The organism is Phreatobacter sp. GW821-FHT04C01, assembly GCF_059420385.1.
In genome coordinates, this window is the sequence record NZ_JBWKTP010000002.1 from 752,040 (window position 1) to 770,787 (window position 18,748).

The window sequence follows — 18,748 nt, forward strand, 5'->3', positions numbered from 1 at the left end:
ATGCACCGGGGCGTGGTCGCGGCCGTCCTGCTCGGCGGCCTAGGCTGCTGCCGAAGCGGGCGCCGCGACGCTTCGCACCCGGTTCAGAAGCGGACCGCCAGGTTGGCCTTGAACCCGTGCTGCTGGGCCTCGCTGGCGATCTGGCCGGAATAGGACAGGCCGAAGGTCGCCGCTGGCGACAGGGCGAGATCGAGGCCCGCCTCCACGACGGCGGCGTTTTTGGCGATCGGCACGCCGGCGACCGTGAAGGCGCTGCTGCCGGCAAAGGCCAGGGTGGCCAGCGGGTTGATGTCGCCGAAGGCATGGCGCCAGCCGAGCGTTGCCCGCGCGGTGGCGCGAACGCCGGCGAGGTCGAAGCTGGAGGCGGCGCGCAGGCCGAGCGTGGTGAAGGTCGCCTGTGTCGTCTGGCCGGAACCGCTGAGCGCCGCCGCGCCGCCCCGCTCGGTGAAGCCGGAGCTCGCCAGGCTGACATGGGCAATGTTGGCGAAGGGCTCCAGGGCCGCGGCCGCGAGCAGCTCGACCCGGTAGCCGAGTTCGCCGAAGGCCTGGAAGGTGCCGGCGTTGTAACTGGCCTTCAGGCTGTCGTTGAAGCCGGGAATGAGGACGCTGCGACCGGTCGAGACGGCGTGCCACGTATAGGCGAGACCCGAGCGGAAGCCGAGCTGGCCCCATTGGGTGCCGGCATAGAGACCGAGATGGTAGTTGTCGCTGCCGCCCGACGACGCGCGGTCGCGCGCGGCGAAGGTGGCACGGCTATAGCCGGCGAGCAGGCCGACCCGCCAGATGTCGAAAACCGGCGCGTCGGCGCCGAGGAAAAAGCCGCCGGTGGAGCGATCGAGGCGGGCGGCATTGCCGTCGCTCTTGATGTGGCCCCAGGCGCCGAAGCCCTGGCCCCAGACGGCCAGGCGATCGGTCGTGGCCGCCACTGGTATCGGGTCGCCTCCGGCATAGGCCATGACAGGGAAGGTGACGGCGGCCACCGCGCCGAAGGCCGCGCGCAGCCGGTCGGTCGCCGCCTCGCGGACGAAGCGGCTGTCCTCGACCAGCGCCGTCTTGGCCGAGGCGTGGATCTCGCCCGAGAGCTGGTCGAAACTCCGGCGCACGATCTCCTGGCGGGTCGACAGCGCGATTGCGCGCCAGACGGGCGAGGTGTTGGGCAGCGTCTCGACCGCGGTACCGGTGGCGATTTGGTTGCGGGTCGCGCCGGCGCCGGCGAAGGTCAGGTCGTTGCGCGTCAGCTGCAGCGTCACGTCATTGCCGTCGCCGCCGGCATAATTCAGGCGCGGATCGAGGAAGATCAGGTTGCTGGTGATCGTTGCGAAGGTGCCGGTGACCGCGCCGGCGCTCTGCTTGTCGATGATGGTGAAGGGACCGTTGACGATGCTCCAGCTCGTGGCGGTCATGGGGGACAGCACGAGGTCGAGGGTGGCGCCCGCGACGTCGACGCTGCCGGCGACGACGATCTTGTCGGTCTGGGTGGGCGTGCCTTCGACGCGCAGTGTGCCGTGATTGGCATAGTTGCCGGCAATGGTCTGGGTACCGATGGAATTGCCCGGCGAATGGATGCCGCCGGCGGCGATGGTGACGGTGGAGCCGGCGCCGCCGAGCGTACCGATGCCGCCGAGCAAGCCACCGGCGGCGGCGATGATCGATCCGCCGAGCGCCCCACCCGAGGCATCTCCGACGCTGAGCGCACCACCGCTGATGGTGGTCAGGCCGGCAAAACCCGAACTGTCGCCGGTCAGCAGCACATGGCCGGTCCCGGTCTTGGCAAGACGACCGGAGCCCGAGACGATGCCGGCATAGGTGCCGTTGCTGGCTTGCTCGAAGCCGAACGCCCCGGGAGCGGCAATGGCGACATTGCCGCCAAAGCGGCTCGTGGCCGAGGTCAGCCCGCCGCTTTCCACCGACCAGTCGAGGACGGAATTTCCCGTCAGCGTCAGCGTTCCCGCGCCGCGCTTGACCATCGCGCCGGCATGGCCGGATAGGCCGGTGATGTCGCCGGCGAAGCCGGCATTGGGGGCCTGGTCGAACACCACCGTGCCGGCCGTGCCGATATTGCCGCCGATCGAGGCGGCATTGCCGATCAGCGTGCCGGCCTGAACCAGGGTATTGCGGTAACCGTTGGCCCCGGTCAGCTCCAGCGTGCCGGCGCCCTGCTTGACCAGATCGCCGGGGCCGGAGACCGTGCCGGAGAGCCTCAGCGTGGTTGCCGCCCCGACATCGAAGCCGCCGCCACCCGCGCCGAGCGTGACCGCGCGCGCCGTGTCGAAGCTTGCCGTCGTGGCGAGCGCGCCGCCGTTGACGGCGAGCCCGCCCGCGGCCGCACCGAGATTGGCATCGGCGGCAACCGACAAAACACCGGCATTGATCGTGGTGCCGCCGGAATAGGTGTTGGCGCCGGTCAGCGTCAGCGTGCCGGCACCGGTCTTGGTCAGGCCGTTGCCCGTGCCGTCCGCCAGCACCGAGCCGATCGTGACGCCGACGCCGTTGTCGACCAGGATCGTCGCGGTCGTGCCGGATGCGGGATTGAGGGCGAGCGTGCCGCCGCTCAGGCGATAGCCGTCGGTCGAGAACTGCAGCGTGTCGAAACCCTGGATGCCCGAGACGGTGACGGTTCCGGCCGCGCCCGCGAAGATGCCGACCGAGCCGCTCCAGGGGCCGTTGATACCGGCCGCGCCGGGCTGGCCGGTCCAGTTGGCGGCCGAGCCCCAGGTGCCGGTGCCGCCATCGACGGCTCCGTTGCCCACCGTCTCCGTCCCATCCCAGAACTGCATGGTCTGGCCGGCGCCGAGCACCCACAGGTTGACCTGGCCGGCAATGCCATATTGCACCTGATGGCCGGCGACGGTGAAGCCGGCCCGGCTCGAGGTCACGGTTTCCGCGTCGAAGCCGCTGCCGGACGCCAGGGTGCCGTAGTCGAACAGCCGGTAATAGCCGGCCGAGGCAACATGGGCTTCGAGCGTCCCGCCGAGCGTCAGGGTGCCGCCGACCTTGATCAGGTCGTTGCCGCTGGCCGGGCCCGAGCCGCCGACGATACCTGCCGTGTTCAGCTCGAACAGGCTCCGCGAGCCGCCGGCGAGCGTCAGGTTACCGGTCAAGGTCAGCGTGCCCGGGCTGTTGCCTGAAGCCAGCGTGCCGCCATTATTGACGGTCACGGCGCCGCCAATGGTTCCGGTGCCCGACAGCGTGGCCCCGGCATTGACCGCGACGGCGGTGGCGCCGAGCGAGCCGTTGACGCGCAACTCACCGCCATTGACGTTGGTATTGCCGGTATAGCTGCTGGTGCCGGAGAGCGTCATCACCCCCGTGCCCGTCTTGGTCAGCGCCAACCGGGCACCAAATACGCCGACGCCATCCTGCATCGCTCCGGCATAGTCGGTCGACCGGTTGTCGCCGCCAGTGGTCAGGGTCGAGGATATGGTGGCGAAGGTGCGGACAAGGGCACCGGCGGCGCCGGCGAGCGAGCCTATTTCCTGATCGGAGCCGCCGAGACTGAGCATTGTGCCGCCCGCTAGGACAAGCGCGCTCGCCGGGCTGAGTGCGTTTGCGTTGCCGCCGATCAATGTCCCGGCATTGACCATGGTGGCGCCGAAGTAAGTATTGGTGCCCGTCAGAACCCAGTCCCCGGTGCCGTCCTTGGTCAGTGAGATGGCACCGTTCACGCCGTCGACATAGCCCAAGCCATGGCCACCCAGCGTCAGGTCGTGGGCGCCGCTTATCCCGCCGGTCAACCGCAACGTGTCGCTGTCGGAATTGATCCGGGTTGCCGCGGTCAGGGTAATCGCGCCGGCATAGGTGTTGTGCCCCGAGACATTGCGCAGTGCACCACCGTTGTTGATGCCGCTGCCGGCGAGGCTCAGAGTCTCGCCCGCGATCGCCATGAAGGTGGTGTTCTCCAATTCGAGCGCGGCACCGCTCGTCACCACCGTTCCGGCTACGATCGAACCCAGCGCGCCGCTGTTCTGGATGTTGAGGACACCGGCATTCACCGTGGTGACGCCGGTATAGCCGCTGGCGCCGGTCAGCGTCAGTCTTCCCGTACCGGTCTTGGTCAGCGACAGCGCGCCGCCCGATGGAATGGGGCCAGGTGGAAATGGATTGCCGCCACCGCCCTGGATGGTTCCGGCGTAAACGGTCGAGCTGTTGTCCCGGCCCGTCGTCAAGGTGGCGTTGCGATTGCCGTTCGTGACGACGGCGCCAGCGTCGCCGGCGAGCGAGCCGATCTCCTGATCGTAACCGTCGAGTTTGAGCGTGGCGCCGTTGGCCAGGATATGCGCGCTCGCGGCGCTGAACGCATTGGCGCCATAGCCAATGAGCGCGCCGGCGATGATGGTGGTGGCGCCGCTGTAACTGTTCGCGCCATACAGCGTCCAGTATCCGCCTCCGTCCTTGGTCAGGGCGGTCACATTGGTCACGCCGGTGACAAAACCAGCGCTTGCGCCGCCCAGCGTCAGGTCGTGCGCGCCGCTGATGCCGCCGGTCAACCGCAACGTGCCGCTGTCGGAATTGATCCGGGTCGCCGCCGCCAAGGTGATCGCGCCGGCATAGGTGTTGTCACCTTCAATACTGCGCAGCGCGCCGCCATTGTTGATGCCGCTTCCGGCGAGGCTCAGAGCCTCGCCGGCGATCGTCAGAAAACCAAGGGCGCCCGAGGGGGCCACCAGTTCGAGCGCGGCGCCGCTCGCCACCATCGTTCCGCCGGCGCTCGTTCCCAGCGCGCTGCCGTTCTGGATGTTCAGCACGCCGGCGTTCACCGTGGTGACGCCGGAATAGCTGTTGGCGCCGGTCAGCGTCAGCGTGCCGGCGCCGGTCTTGGCCAGGCTGTTGCCGGCGCCATCGGTCAGGACCGAGCCGATCGTGGCGCCGACACCGCTGTCGACCCGGATCGTCGCGGTTGAACCGGAAGCAGGATTAAAGGCGAGCGTGCCGCCACTGAGGCGATAGCCATCGGTCGAGAACTGCAGCGTGTCGAAATTCTGCGTGCCCGAAACGGTGACGGTTCCGGCCGCGCCCATGAACACGCCGACCGAGCCGCCCCAGGTGCCGTTGATGTTTGCCTGTCCGGGCTGGCCCGTCCAGTTGGAAGCCGATCCCCAGGTGCCGCTGCCGCCATCGACGGCTCCGTTGCCCACGGTGTCCGCGCCGTCCCAGAACTGCATGGTCTGGCCAGTACCCAGCACCGACAGATTGACCTGATTGGGAATGCCGTACTGGACCTGATGGCTGGCGACGGTGAAGCCGGCCCGGCTCGAGGTGACGGTTTCCGCGGCGAAGGTGCTGCCCGCCGTCCGCGTGCCGTAGTCGAACAGCCGATAATAGCCGGCCGAGGCGACATGGGCTTCGAGCGTGCCGCCGAGGCTGAGATTACCGCCGACCTTGACGAGGTCGTTGCCGGTGGTCAGGCCCGAGCCGCCGGCGATGCCCGGCGTATTCAGCTCGAACACGGTCCGCGCGCCGCTGTTGAGCGTCAGGCTGCCGGCAAAGGTCAATGTGCCGGGGCTGTTGCCGGCCGAAAGCGTGCCATCGACCGTGACGGTGCCGGTGAGTGTGCCCGCGCCGCCGAGCGTGCCGCCGCTGGCGACATTGACGATGCCGCCGAGCGTGCCGCCCGTCGCATCGCCGACCAGCAGCGTGCCGCCCGTGACCGTCGTCGTGCCGGCAAAGCCCGCGCTATCGCCGGTGAGCAGCGTCGTGCCGGCCAGATGCGACACTGTATGGAGGCCGGTTCCCGCACTCACCAAGTTGGGCGCGAAACGATAACCGGTATCGGTATGGTTGAAGACGAGCTTGGCCGTCCCGGCGCCGAACCGTATCTCGGCGGCTTCCAGCGAGCCGGCCGCCGCGCCGCCCGATGCCGTGCCGATGGTCAGCGTTCCCACTGAATCGCGCGCATAGCTCAGATGGACGAGGCCGGAACCGGCCGCGCTCGAAACCGTCCCGCCATCGGCGATGGTCAGGCTGCCTTGACCCTCCTGACCGACAAAGAGGTCGCCGGAATTGTCCCAGCGCCCGTCCGCGCCCGCCACCGTGACCGTGCCGACGCCGGCCGCCATCCTGCCGATGGTGACGGCCCCATTGGTGACGGTCCCGCCTGCGCCAATGGTCAGTGTGCCTTGGCCAAACCGGCCGATGGTGAGGCCGCCGGAATTGGTCCAGGTCGCGCCCAGCCCCTCCACAGTGACTACGCCGACGCCACCCGCGGCAGCGCCGATAGTACCGAACCCATTGGTGACGGCACCGCCTGCGCCGATGCCCAGCGTGCCGTGGCCCGAATAGCCGACCGTGAGTTCGTTGGCATTGGTCCAGCGCGCGCCCGCTCCGGCCACCGTCACCGTGCCGACCGCCGTCGCGTCAAAGCCGACATGAGCGAACGCGTTGGCGACGGCACCGCCCGCGCCGATGCTCAGCGTGCCCTGGCCGCCAAAGCCGACAATGAGATTGCCGGCATTGGTCCAGGCCGCGCCCTCCACCGTCACCGTGCCGACCGAGCCATTGTCATAGCCGATAGCGCCACCCCCATTGGTGACGGTTCCCCCCGCGCCGATGCCCAGCGTGCCTTCGCCGCCTCGGCCGACTATGATGTCGCTGGAATTGGCCCAACGTGCGTTCGTTCCGGCCACCGCGACCTTGCCGACCGAGCCAATGTCATAGCCGATAGCGCCGCCCCCATTGGTGACGGTTCCATCCGTGCCGATGGTCAGTGTGCCTTGGCCGGACCGGCCGATGGTGAGGTTGCCGGAATTGGTCCAGGTCGCGCCCAGCCCCTCCACCGTGACCGCGCCGACCGCGTTGGCGACAGCACCGATCATGCCGGCCCCATTGGTGACGGTTCCGCCCGCGCCGATGGTCAGCGAGCCCCGGCCGGAATTGCCGACAGTGAGGTCGCCGGAATTGGCCCAGGTCGCGCCCAGCCCCTCCACCGTGACCGTGCCGACCGCGCTGGCGACGGAGCCGATCGTGCCGCCCCCGTTGGTGACGGTTCCACCGGCACCGATGGTCAGCATGCCTCGGCCGGAATTGCCGATGGTGAGGTCGCCGGAGTTTTCCCAGCGCGCGCCGGTTCCGGCCACCGTCGCCGTGCCGATCGAGCCGGCGTTGGCGCCGATAGTGCCGCCATATCTGTTGGTGACCGTCCCGGCTGCGCCGATTGACAATGTGCCTTGACCGTCAAGGCCGACGGCGAGGCCGTAGTAATTTTCCCAGCGCGCGCCCGCTCCGGCCACACTGACCGTGCCGACCGCATGAGCGCCATAGCCGATAGCGCCTTCCCCGTTGGTGACGAACCCGTCCGCGCCGATGATCAGAGCGCCTCGGCCGCCATCGCCGACGGCGAGGTTGCCGAGATTGAGCCAGAGCGCGCCCGCTCCGGCCACCGTGACGGTGCCGGCGGAGCCGTCAATGAGGCCGATATGGCCGCTCAAATTGGTGACGGTTCCGCCCGCGCCGATGGTCAGCGCGCCTCGGCCGCTTTGGCCGATATGGAGATCCAATCCGTTGAAGCTCCACCTCGTCGGATGGGGTGACGACGGCGAGACGTCGGTGTCGGTCGCATCGATGGCGACGCCTGGAGGGATCGACTGCGCAACCGCCGGAGAGGTTGCACCCAGCAGCAACGCGATCAGCGAGCAGGAGCCAAGCAGATTGGCCCGGCCCATGCTCCCATGCGGCGCGGACGCGCCGGCGTCCCGCACACGCCTCGAAGCTCCGGCTTTCCCCAGTGCGATCAATCGCCCCCCAATCGTTCGCCCCACTTCGCGGCCCAGGAGTTCGGTAGAACCGGAACACAGTCGAAAATGGCGTCCTGGCCGCCTTATTCGGTCCAAGCGGAGAGAACGAGCGCAGGTTCGAACTCCTGCGGGTCACAGGCATCGTCGCGCGCACGAAATTGCGCATCCGCCCGGACGCGAATGCCTCTCGCATTTCACTTTGAGGTTCAAAACGGGGCGTTTGCCAGAGAAACGGTGGTGGCCCCCGCAAATTTGGCAATGGGCGCAAAATTTTCGTCTGCCACTGCAAACGCGGCCGGACGAGGTTCCGTCCTGGCGGTTCTTCGAATCACCGACACCGGCGTCAGCGCAGGTGCCGCATCCAATCCCACATGCTGCGCGCGTTGCGGCGTCCGGTGACGTCACCCTGCCTGCCTTCGGCGGCGAAGGCCCGCATCTCGCGCGGGCTCATCCCGAAGGCACGGCGAAAGACGCGGCTGAAATTGGTCGGGTCCGAAAAGCCGAAATCGCCGGCGATCTCGGCGATCGACAAGTGCCGCAAGATCGGCGCGACGATCGCGGCCTTGGCGCGGCGTAGTCTCACCTCCTGAATATAGGCCGCGACGCCGCCATGGGCGCCCATCAGATAATAGAGCTTGCGCTGGGACATGCCGAAGGCGGCCGCGATCCTGGCCGCGGCCAAGTCGGGTTCCAGGGCATGATCCTCGATGTAACGGCAGATCCGCGCCGTCAGCGCCGATTGCAAGGTGGCGGACTGGCCGTCATGCGCGCTTCCATTGATCGCCGCCGCGGCAAGATCGAGCGTCGGGCGAATGACGGCGCGCGCGGCCTCCGGGCTCAGGTCCGGCGTGGCCTGGTACAGCGCATAGAGGTGGCTGCGGAACAGCGATACCAGCGGGTTCCTGCCGGAAATGACCTGTGCATTGTGCTCGTCCGGCGCGCTGAGCAGCGGCGCCAGAACCGGCCGGGGAACCACGAGAAAGAGATCGTCCTGGCCATTGAGCCAGGACGAGCTTGTCTGCGTCTGGTCGAGGATCAGCAGGTCCCCCGGCTCGATCTCTCGATAAGGGCCGTTGTCCCGCGAAATGCCACACGCCCGGGCGTGGAAATGCAGCGTGTAGCTGTCCAGGCCGTCGCGCGCGGCTTGCGCGCGCGAACGGCCCACCTGCTGCTTCACCCGGACTTCCAGCGAGCCGAAGATGAAGCTGTCGAAGTGCGACGCGCGCGAACGAATATGGATGGGTCGTTCCGGCTGGTTGTGCAACTTGATATTGTACATGCTGCCCAAACCTTCCTGCCAGGCTTCGATGCCGGCTTTGACAGGAAGCTCAGTCAGGTCGAAGTTGGACTGCGGGATATTCTGGCTCAAAATGTTCGCCGCCCCGTTCGTCGCCAAGGTTCGCTCGCGTCGCTGCACCGCAATCTTTGATTGCCGCCGGCGAAAAGGCAAATGAAGAGTCGCGCGATCTTGCCCGGGCGCAGGCTCGTCGGCGGCGGCTCGCTTCAGGCCGCAAAGGTCTCGGCGCGCGGAGCCGCGCATCGACGATTTCGGCTCGTGATCGCGCCGCGCGGCATGCCGCCGCGCCTGTCCGCCGGGCTCAGCCCTGCTCGCCGAAAATGGTCTCGAAGGCGGCCGTGAGGTTTTCCAGCGACAGCGGCCGATAGGTGAACACCACCTTGCGGGCGCCGGCCGGCACTTCGACGCCGCGAAACAGCACGTCGGTCCGCAGCAGCGGGCGCCGTTGGCCGTCGACCTCGACCTCCCAGCCCGGATACCAGGGCGCGTGTAGGGTCAGGATCGCGGTGGCGCGGGTCTCCACCGCGATCTCGACCCGGTCGGGCGCGGAAGCGACGATCTCGGCCTTGCCTGGCGTCTGGTTGCGCGCCTGCGCATAGGTTTGCGACAGGTCGTCATTGTCGTCGACCAGCACTTCCGAGGGCGTCACGATGGTCGGGAAACGGCCGGCATCGATGAATTCGTCGGCGCTTGCGACCCGCACGACATTGGCGAGTTCGACCCGCGGCGCCACGTCGGGCAGCCGGTAGATCCAGGCGCTCGGCCCGGCCATGACGACCTCGGCGACGGTACGCCCGCGCAGATGCGGCATCGCCTCGATCGGCCGGTCGAGCACGACATATTCGAGGCCGAGCAGCTTGCCGAGCGCGCAGTCATAGCCCGGGAAAGAGGACGGGAAACGGCGATGCAGCGCGGTATAGGGGCTCTCGCCCGGCGAGACCAGGCGGTCATAGGGACCGATGCGCAGCGGATTGTAGCCATTGGTCGCCTCCAGGCCGAACACCATCGCGGCGTTCTGCCACGGGCCGCCGAGACCGACGATCTCGACCCTGGGGCGGGCCGCGCCGGTCGAGCGGCTGGCGATCTCGCGCTGGATGGTCGCGATGATGCGGGCGGTCTCGCCGGTCGGCTGCTCGAGGAAAGCGTAATAGGCCTTGGGCTCGGCGTTGAGCGAGGAGGCGGCATTGCGCAGCACCAGTTCGCCCGATGTGAAGGCGACCGCGACGCTCGCCGCGACCAGGCGGCCGCGGGCCGAGCGGGCGAGCATCAGCAGGGCGATCAATCCGCCATAGATCGGCAAGGTCTTGGCGATCTCGAAGGCCGCGGCCAGGCCCTTGGACGACTGCATGGAGAAGACGATGGCCCAGCCGAGCAAGGCGGCGGCGAGACCGGCAACCGCGATAAGCAGCCAGGCCGGCGGTGCCGGCAGGCCCTTGCGAACATAGTCCGACAGGAGGTGGCCACTGAGATAGGCCAGCGCCAGGACCAGGATGAAGGCGCCGCCGACCGGACGGCGGAACAGCGCGATGCCCGGAAAATACTCGAACATCATGGGGAAGAACGGCGAATAGCGGCCGATCGCGTAGAGCACCGAGAGGATCGCGATGGTGGCGAACAGGCGCCGGCCGGGGACGATCAGCCGGCCGCCGGCAATGCCGTGCCAGAGCACCAGGAGCGCGGTCAGGCTGCCGGCGAACAGGTAGTTGAACGAACGGTCGGTGGCATCGAGCCCGGGCCGCGTGCCATGGCTGGGGCCCCAGTCGCCGAGGCTCGACGGCTCGAGCGAACCGAAGATGTTGGGCACCAGGAAATTGGCGAAATTGACCGGATAGAGCGACGACAGCAGCGCCAGGTCGAGCCCGACATGCGGGCGGTTGGAAAAGCCCGCGAATTGCAAGGTCAGCAGCATGGGCACGGTAACCAGCGCCGCGCCGGTCAAGGCCATGACCAGGAGCACCGGCAGCCGGCTGGCGAGATAGCGCAGCGGCGCCGGTTGCACGGTGATGTGGCGCAGCGCCAGGGCGACGAGGACGACCGACAGCAGCAGCGGCGTCTGGGTGCGGCCGAGCACGACCAGGGCAGCCGTCGCCCCGAAACCCGTTGCGGCGAGCCAGGAACGCCGGTCGAAGGCGATTTCCATCAGCAGCAGCGCCAGGGGGAACAGTCCGATGGAAATGATGATGCCGACATGGTTGAGCCGGCCGGAGACCACGCCGCCGAGCATGAAGACCGAAGCGGCCAGGATCGAGGCCGCGGCCGGCCAGCCGTGGCGATGGCCGTAGCCGACGAAGGCGAGGCCGCCGATCAGGAGATGGGCGAAGACCAGGAGATCGAAAGCGACGAGCGAGGGCGCGGGATCGACCAAGGCCCAGGCTACGAAGAGCGGCGAGAAGATCAGCGACTGCGGGTCGGCGATGCTCGGGTGGCCGGCGTAATGGTAGGGGTTCCAGAACGGCGTCGCCCCGTCATGGATCGCCTGGGCCATGAAGCGGAAGAAGGCATAGAACTGGTTCTTGGAATCCCAGGGGACGACGACATCGTTCAGTGGCCACTGCACCGCGGCCACCGCCCAGATGGCGCACACGGTCAGAAGGGCGGCCAATAAACCGCCGCGCTTCGTCGACAAGGCAGGGGAGATGCTCGACCAGACAAGCTCTAGGACAGGTGTAGGCTGACGCACGCAAGTATTCCAGGCGCGGACAACCAGCCCTCCGGCCAAACGGCTTCCCCTGGAACGGCTTTCTGCGAAGCCTTGGTGGGAAACAAAATGAAACTGTTCCATCGACGGAATTCAAGCCGATTGTATTGTTGAGAAGACCTTTGGCCGCCCGGATTTCGACAAGTCCGGCAAGTGCGGCCGATCGGCAACACTTGGCCCCCAGACGACCCGTGCGCCAACCCGCCCGATGTCGCGGCGGCGGCGAGCCGTGGTAAGCTCGCGCCATGGCCAGTTACGATCAGACACGATCGACCTATGGCGGCATGCGCGGATTGATCGCCAATGCGGCGACATGGCTGCGCGGCTTCGGCGAGGTCGGCGCCAAGCGCTTCAACGAGATGATGCCGAAGGGGCTCTACGCCCGTTCGCTGATCATCGTCATCGCGCCGATCGTCATTTTGCAGTCGGTGGTCGCCTATATCTTCATGGAGCGGCACTGGCAGCTGGTGACCTATCGGCTGTCGGCGGCGGTGACCCAGGACATCGCCGCGCTCATCGACATCCACAAGACCTATCCGCAGGACCGCGATTTCGAGACGCTGCGCCGCATCGCGCGCGACCGGCTGAACCTGATGATCGAGATCCTGCCGCCCGAGCCGCTGCCGGCGGCCGGCCCACGGCCGTTCTTCGACGTGCTGGACGCCGCCCTGTCGCGCGAGATCGCGCTGCAGATCGGCCGCCCGTTCTGGATCGACACGGTGGGAAATTCGGCGCTGATCGAGATCCGTGTCCAGCTCGAGACCGGCCAGATCCTCAAGGTCTTCGCCCGCCGCGGCATGGCCTATGCGTCCAACAGCCATATTTTCCTGGTCTGGATGGTGATCGCCTCACTGGTGCTGCTGGCCATCGCCATCCTGTTCCTGAGGAACCAGATCCGGCCGATCCAGGCGCTGGCGGCGGCGGCCGAGGAGTTCGGCAAGGGCCGCGAGGTGATCGGGTTCAGGCCGCGCGGGGCGAGCGAGGTGCGGGCGGCGGCGCTCGCCTTCATCGAGATGAAGCGGCGCATCGAACGGCAGATCGACCAGCGCACCACCATGCTGGCCGGCGTCAGCCACGACCTGCGCACCGTGCTGACCCGCTTCAAGCTGGAGCTGGCACTGCTGCCCGACGATCCGGAGATCGAGGCGATGCGCCGCGACGTCGATGAAATGGGCCGCATGCTGGAGGCCTATCTGGCCTTCGCGCGCGGCGACATGGGCGAATTGCCGGAGCCGACCGACATGCAGGCCTTCCTGGAGGAGCTGCGCGCCGACGCCGAGCGCTCCGGCCACAAGGCGACCGTCAGCTTCCACGGCGAACCGATCGTCAAGGTCCGGCCGGATGCATTCCGCCGCTGCCTGGCCAATCTCGTCAGCAATGCCGCGCGCTATGCCGATACCATCGCCATTTCGGGCCATCGCGATCATCGCTGGCTGACCGTGACGGTCGACGATGACGGGCCGGGCATTCCCCAGGAACGGCGCGACGACGTGTTCAAGCCGTTCCTCCGGCTCGACGACGCGCGCAATGTCGACGAGGGCGGCACCGGCCTCGGCCTGGCGATCGCCCGCGACATCGCCCGTTCGCACGGCGGCGAGATCAATCTGTCGGACAGTGCGCTCGGCGGCCTGCGCGCCACCGTCCGCGTGCCGGTCTGAGAGGCGGGCCGGCGGGCTGTTCTCAGGCGGTGGCCGCCTGCGATCCTCGCCAGCGGGCGACGCCCCACAGCACGATGTCATGGGCGATGAGCGACAGGTGGCTGCCGGTGACGACCACCGAGAGCGCCATGCCGAGCAGCCAATAGGCCGGCATCGACGACAGCGTGGTCGAGGTCGACGGCATCTGGCTCGCCATGTCCAGGATCGGCCGGGCGACGTGGGCGAGCAGCAGCAGGCCGGCAAGTCCGCCGAGCACCACCGCGCTCGAGCGGATATTGGCGAGCGGCCGGCTCGGGCCGACCAGCGGCCGGATGAGGCCGATCACCACCAGCGTGCAGAGCACCGCCCATGACGCGACATGGGCGCCGGCATAGACCATGGCCTCGAACGGGCGGCCGGCGTGGGCGAGGGCATCGAGCCGGGCTTCGAGGGTTTCCCGGGCCATCCACAGGATCGACAGGCGATAGCCGGGCACCGCCTCGATCAGGCCGTGGCCGGTTGTCGCCGCGGCGAGCGCGACTGCGGCGAGATAGATGCCGCAAAAGGTGACGATCAGGCGTTTCACGCCGCCACTCCCATCCTGGTCCCACGAGACCCTAGGAGCTTGCGCCTGCCGCCCGCAACGAAATGGTAAAGAAAGGGTTAACGCGACGCGCCAGCCCGACACTGCCCTGCGGCAAGGGACGGCGCGCCATCCGGTCGCAGACCTGCTTTCCCATGACCGCGACTTGCCGTTAGGCTGGCACGACCCAAGCGCCGCCAACCCGGGAAAAGCCATGACCGCCAAAGCCAGCCGTACCGTGCCGGAGACCATCGCGGCCTGGCACCGGATCGTCGAGGCCCGCGACCCTGGAGGGCTGGGCGCGCTGCTGGCCGAGGACGTGGTGTTCCTCTCGCCGGTGGTGCACACGCCGCAGGCCGGCAAGAGGGTCACGACGGGCTACCTGACGGCGGCGCTGCATGTGCTCAATAACGGCCGGTTCCGCTATCTCGGCGAGTGGTACGGCGAGACTTCGGCGGTGCTGGAATTCGAGACCGTGGTCGACGGCATCGTGATCAACGGCGTCGACATGATCGCCTGGAACGAGGCCGGCCGGATCACCGAATTCAAGGTGATGGTGCGGCCGCTGAAGGCGATCAACCTGCTGCACCAGCTGATGGGGGCGATGCTGGAGACGATGAAGGGCAAGGGGTGAGCGCCGGCTGTTCGCGGCGAGGATTTGCGGCCCGTCGCAGCCCTAGGCCCGCGGCGTCCGTCCGCAGGCCCGGGTGACGCGCGCGCCCTGGTCGCGCGGCACGAATTTGAGCACGACCCGGCCGGCCAGCATGCCGCCACTCGGCAGCCATGCGCCCGGTACGCTCATTTGCGGCGGGGTATCGTCGCACAGGCAGCCCGAGCAATAGGTGACCTCGGCGGGCGCCGTCGGTCGGGCGGGCTCGGTCGGTCGGGCCCCGGCGTCGGCGGGCAAGAAGAAGCCCGCCGCGACCAGGGTCACGGCGGGCAGGAGCCTGCTGAACGGCATTGCGATCGCTGTCGCCAAGATCGGGCTCCACCAGCCGGCTCACCAGCGGCCGAATCGGCCGCGACTTGAACCATGGGTGGCATGCCGGGCGGGAACGGTTCAATCCGTTCCGCCGCCGGTTCGATCAGCTCAGCGCAGTTCGGCGCAGAACTTCTGGATCTTCTCGCAGGCAGCGGTCAGCGTTTCCGTCGATTCCGCATAGGACAGGCGGAACGCCGGGCCGAGGCCAAAGGCCGAGCCGTGGACCACGGCGACGCCCTCGCTCTCGACCAGCTCGAGCGCGAAATCCTCGTCGGTCTCGATCACCTTGCCCGAGGCGGTCTTCTTGCCGATCGCTTCCTTGATCGAGGGATAGACGTAGAAGGCGCCTTCCGGCGTCGGGCAGCTCAGGCCCTTGGCCTGGTTCAGCATGGAGACGACCAGGTCGCGGCGCTGCTCGAAGGCCTTGCGGCGGACCGGAATGAAGTCCTGCGGACCGTTGAGCGCTTCCACCGCCGCCCACTGGGCGACCGACGAGGCGGCCGAGGTCTGCTGGCCCTGGACCAGGTCCATCGCCTTGATCAGGGTCTCGGGGCCGGCGGCATAACCGATGCGCCAGCCGGTCATGGCATAGGCCTTGGATACGCCGTTCATGGTCAGCGTGCGCTCATAGAGCGCCGGCTCGACCTGGGCCGGAGTGGTGAAGGTGAAGTCGCCATAGACGAGATGCTCGTACATGTCGTCGGTCAGGATCCAGACCTGCGGATGGCGCACCAGCACGTCGGTCAGCGCCTTCAGCTCGGCATGGGTATAGGCGGCGCCCGTCGGGTTCGACGGCGAATTGAAGATGAACCACTTGGTCTTCGGCGTGATGACCCGCTCGAGCGCCTCGGCGGTCAGCTTGTAATTGGTCTCCGGCCCGGCGCTGACCGGCACCGGCGTGCCGCCGCACAAAGCCACCATTTCCGGATAGCTGACCCAATAGGGCGCCGGGATGACCACTTCGTCGCCGGGGTTCAGGGTGGCCAGGAAGGCGTTGAACAGCACCTGCTTGCCGCCGGTGCAGACGATCGCCTGCTGCCATTTGTAGTCCAGGCCGTTCTCGCGCTTGAACTTCGCGACGATGGCCTGGCGCAGCTCGGTGATGCCGGCGACCGGGGTATATTTGGTCTTGCCCTCGGCGATGGCGCGGACCGCCGCCATCTTGATATTGTCGGGCGTATCGAAGTCCGGCTCACCGGCGGACAGCGAAATGACTTTCTTGCCCTGCGCGTTCAAATCGCGCGCCTTCTGCGCCATGGCGATGGTGGCGGAAGGCTTCACGCGCTTCAGGGCGTCGGCAAGGAAGGCCATCTGGGGCTCCGTCTGGTTTTATTTTCTCCGCCAAGCCGCTAAGACCACACCCGAACTGCTTGGCAATCCGGGCGCGAGCTTTAGTCGTGCTATCAGGAGCGAACAAGCGAAAATCCCTGATGGGAGACATCATTTTGGGAGGCACCTCGATGACGACCCGCCGCACCGTTCTTTCTTTCGTGGGCTCGGCGCTCGCCGCCCCGGCCTTTCTGCGCCAGGCTTCGGCGCAGCAGGGCTGGGCGCCGTCGCGGCCGATCCGGATGATCGTCGCCTATCCCGCCGGCGGCCCGACCGACGGCATCGCCCGCATCGTCGCCCAGGACATCGGCGGCCCGCTCGGCCAGGCCGTGGTGGTGGAAAATGTCGGCGGCGCCTCCGGCGCGATCGGCACGCGCCAGGTCGCCAAAGGCGATCCCGACGGCCACCTGATCACCTTCGGCAACAACCAGACGCACGGCAACAACATGTTCCTGATGCGCGAGCCGGGTTATGACGCGCTCAAGGATTTCGCGCCGCTGGCCGGCGCCGGCGCCTTCGAGCACGTCTTCGTGGTCAAGAACGACCTGCCGGTGAAGACCATTCCCGAACTGATCGCGCTCGCCAAGTCGAAGCCGGGGGAACTGAACTACGGCTCGACCGGCATCGGCTCCGGCTCGCATCTCTCCACCGAATTGTTCATGGTGCGCACCGGCATCCAGATGACCCACGTGCCCTATCGCGGCGCGGCGCCGCTGGTGCAGGACGTGGTCGGCGGCCGCATCGACGTCGCCAATTCGACCATGGCGAGCGTGTTCACCCAGATCCAGGGCGGCAGTCTCAGGGGCATCGCCATCGGCAGCCCGAAGCGCAATGCCCAGCTGCCGGACGTGCCGACGCTGCGCGAGCAGGGCGTGACCAATGCCGATGCCGAGAGCTGGACCGGCTTCTTCGCACCGGTGGCGACACCGCGCCCGGCGCTCGATCGGTTGTCCAAGGAGATCCTGGCCTCGCTCGCCAAGCCCAGCGTGGTCGAGGCCATCACCAAGCTCGGCTTTACCATCACCGCGCGCGATCCCGAGGCCTTCCGGCCCTATCACGAGCAGGAAATGCGCACCTGGGCCGAGGTGATCAAGGCGGCGAACATCAAGCCGGAGGGCTGAGACCGTCGCCGGATCGGGCCACGCGGGATAACCTTTTCTTCGCGCCTCGGTGACATGCTGCCTGGTCTTTGATGGCGAGGCAGTGATGCTCGAAGCGATCCGAACCGGATCCTGGCTCACGCGGGAGCGTGCGCGTGTCTATCCCACGATGGTCGCGTGTTTCGGCTTCGTGGCGCTGATCTTCGTCTGGAGCACCGGCGGCGCGATGACCGATCGCCTCGGACGGCCGATCGGGACTGACTTCTCCGGGGTCTGGACGGCCGGCCGCATGCTGCTGGCGGGAGATGCCGCCGGATTGTTCGATCCGGCGACCCATTTCGCGTTCCAGCGGCAGGTCTTCGCCAATCCGGCGATCGACGTGTTCGGCTGGCACTATCCGCCGTTCTTCCTCGGGGTAGCCGCGGTTCTGGCGCTGATGCCCTATGTACCGGCCCTGATCGTCTGGCAGGCCTCCACCTTCGGCCTCTATCTGGCGGCGGTCCGCGCCATCGCGCCACCCGTGCCGGGCGTGACGATGGTGGCCATCGGCTTTCCGGCGGTGCTGGTGACGCTCGGCCACGGTCACAATTCCTTCCTGAGCGCCGGCCTCATCGGTTTCGGCCTCGTCCTGCTCGATCGGCGGCCGGTCGTCGCCGGTGTCCTGATCGGGCTTCTCACGTTCAAGCCGCAATTCGGCCTGGTGCTGCCGGTGGTGCTGGTGCTGGGCGGCCATTGGCGGGCGGCGCTGTCGGCCGCGGCGACCGTGCTCGCCCTGGTGGCGGCAGCCACCGGCTGCCTCGGCTTCGAGGTCTGGACCGCCTTCCTGAAGGGGGCGGCATTCACGCGCGAGGTGATCCTCGAACAGGGCAATACCGGCTGGTACAAGATCCAGTCGAGCTTCTCGGCGCTCAGGTCGTTCGGCGCGCCGCTGCCATTGGCTTATGCTGGCCAGTTCGTGGTCACCGGCGCGGTGCTGTCGACGCTGGCGCTCATGGCCCTGCGCGGTGCGGACAAGCGGCTGACGGCGGCGATGACCGCGGTCGGCGCCCTGCTGGCGACGCCCTATTGCCTGGACTACGACATGGCGCTTTTGGCACCGGCCATCGCCTTCACCGTGGCGCATGGCGTCGACCGGGGCTTCGCGCCCTACGAGAAGAGCCTGCTGGCGCTGGTCTGGCTGGTGCCGCTGCTGGCGCGGCCGGTGATGATGACGACAGGCCTGCCGCTCGGCGTGCTGGTCATGGCGGCCTTCTTCGTCTTCCTCGCTGCGCGGGCGGTTGCCGCCAAGCCGGAAATCCTGCCTCGACATTGGAGTTTTGCCCGTGGCTGAACGCGCGGTTGCCAAGCCTGCGTCCAAGGTGCCGGCCAAGCCCGGGGCCAAGCCCGCCGGCA

The 18,748-nt window shown here is 67.8% G+C and carries 10 protein-coding genes; 4 read left to right on the forward strand and 6 right to left on the reverse strand.

Annotated elements, in window-relative coordinates:
• Nucleotides 1-83: 83 nt before the first annotated feature.
• The 3 genes from AC07WJ_RS10635 to AC07WJ_RS10645 all read right to left on the reverse strand — a co-directional run bounded on the left by AC07WJ_RS10635 (nt 84) and on the right by AC07WJ_RS10645 (nt 11,629).
• Nucleotides 84-7,658, reverse strand: coding sequence for an autotransporter domain-containing protein (locus AC07WJ_RS10635; protein ID WP_494934535.1), 7,575 nt, complete (start codon nt 7,656-7,658; stop codon nt 84-86).
• 415 nt (nt 7,659-8,073) lie between these two features.
• Nucleotides 8,074-9,270, reverse strand: coding sequence for a helix-turn-helix domain-containing protein (locus tag AC07WJ_RS10640; RefSeq protein WP_494934536.1), 1,197 nt, complete (start codon nt 9,268-9,270; stop codon nt 8,074-8,076).
• 58 nt (nt 9,271-9,328) lie between these two features.
• Nucleotides 9,329-11,629 carry a YfhO family protein gene (locus tag AC07WJ_RS10645; RefSeq protein WP_494934537.1) on the reverse strand — a complete coding sequence of 767 codons (2,301 nt, stop codon included), beginning with the start codon at nt 11,627-11,629 and terminating at the stop codon, nt 9,329-9,331.
• Nucleotides 11,630-12,009: 380 nt separating this feature from the next.
• Between AC07WJ_RS10645 and AC07WJ_RS10650 the strand changes: the two genes are divergently transcribed.
• Nucleotides 12,010-13,383 carry an ATP-binding protein gene (locus AC07WJ_RS10650; RefSeq protein ID WP_494934766.1) on the forward strand — a complete coding sequence of 458 codons (1,374 nt, stop codon included), beginning with the start codon at nt 12,010-12,012 and terminating at the stop codon, nt 13,381-13,383.
• Nucleotides 13,384-13,405: 22 nt separating this feature from the next.
• Here AC07WJ_RS10650 and AC07WJ_RS10655 read toward each other — a convergent pair whose 3' ends face one another.
• Nucleotides 13,406-13,948, reverse strand: a complete 543-nt coding sequence (locus tag AC07WJ_RS10655) for a hypothetical protein (RefSeq protein WP_494934538.1) — start codon at nt 13,946-13,948, stop codon at nt 13,406-13,408.
• Between the two features lie 211 nt (nt 13,949-14,159).
• On the opposite strand from AC07WJ_RS10655, the gene AC07WJ_RS10660 reads away from it, so the two are divergent.
• Complete coding sequence (locus AC07WJ_RS10660; RefSeq protein ID WP_494934539.1) at nt 14,160-14,579, forward strand: nuclear transport factor 2 family protein; 420 nt, start codon at nt 14,160-14,162, stop codon at nt 14,577-14,579.
• Nucleotides 14,580-14,621: 42 nt separating this feature from the next.
• On the opposite strand, the gene AC07WJ_RS10665 is transcribed toward AC07WJ_RS10660, so the two are convergent.
• Nucleotides 14,622-14,924: a hypothetical protein gene (locus AC07WJ_RS10665; protein ID WP_494934540.1), complete on the reverse strand. Its 303-nt coding sequence runs from the start codon at nt 14,922-14,924 to the stop codon at nt 14,622-14,624.
• Nucleotides 14,925-15,035: 111 nt separating this feature from the next.
• A complete protein-coding gene (locus tag AC07WJ_RS10670) occupies nt 15,036-16,238 on the reverse strand; it encodes a pyridoxal phosphate-dependent aminotransferase (RefSeq protein ID WP_494934541.1) in 1,203 nt (400 codons plus the stop codon).
• A gap of 149 nt (nt 16,239-16,387) precedes the next feature.
• On the opposite strand from AC07WJ_RS10670, the gene AC07WJ_RS10675 reads away from it, so the two are divergent.
• A complete protein-coding gene (locus tag AC07WJ_RS10675) occupies nt 16,388-17,377 on the forward strand; it encodes a Bug family tripartite tricarboxylate transporter substrate binding protein (protein WP_494934542.1) in 990 nt (329 codons plus the stop codon).
• 85 nt (nt 17,378-17,462) lie between these two features.
• A complete protein-coding gene (locus AC07WJ_RS10680; RefSeq protein WP_494934543.1) occupies nt 17,463-18,686 on the forward strand; it encodes a glycosyltransferase family 87 protein in 1,224 nt (407 codons plus the stop codon).
• Nucleotides 18,687-18,748 lie beyond the last annotated feature (62 nt).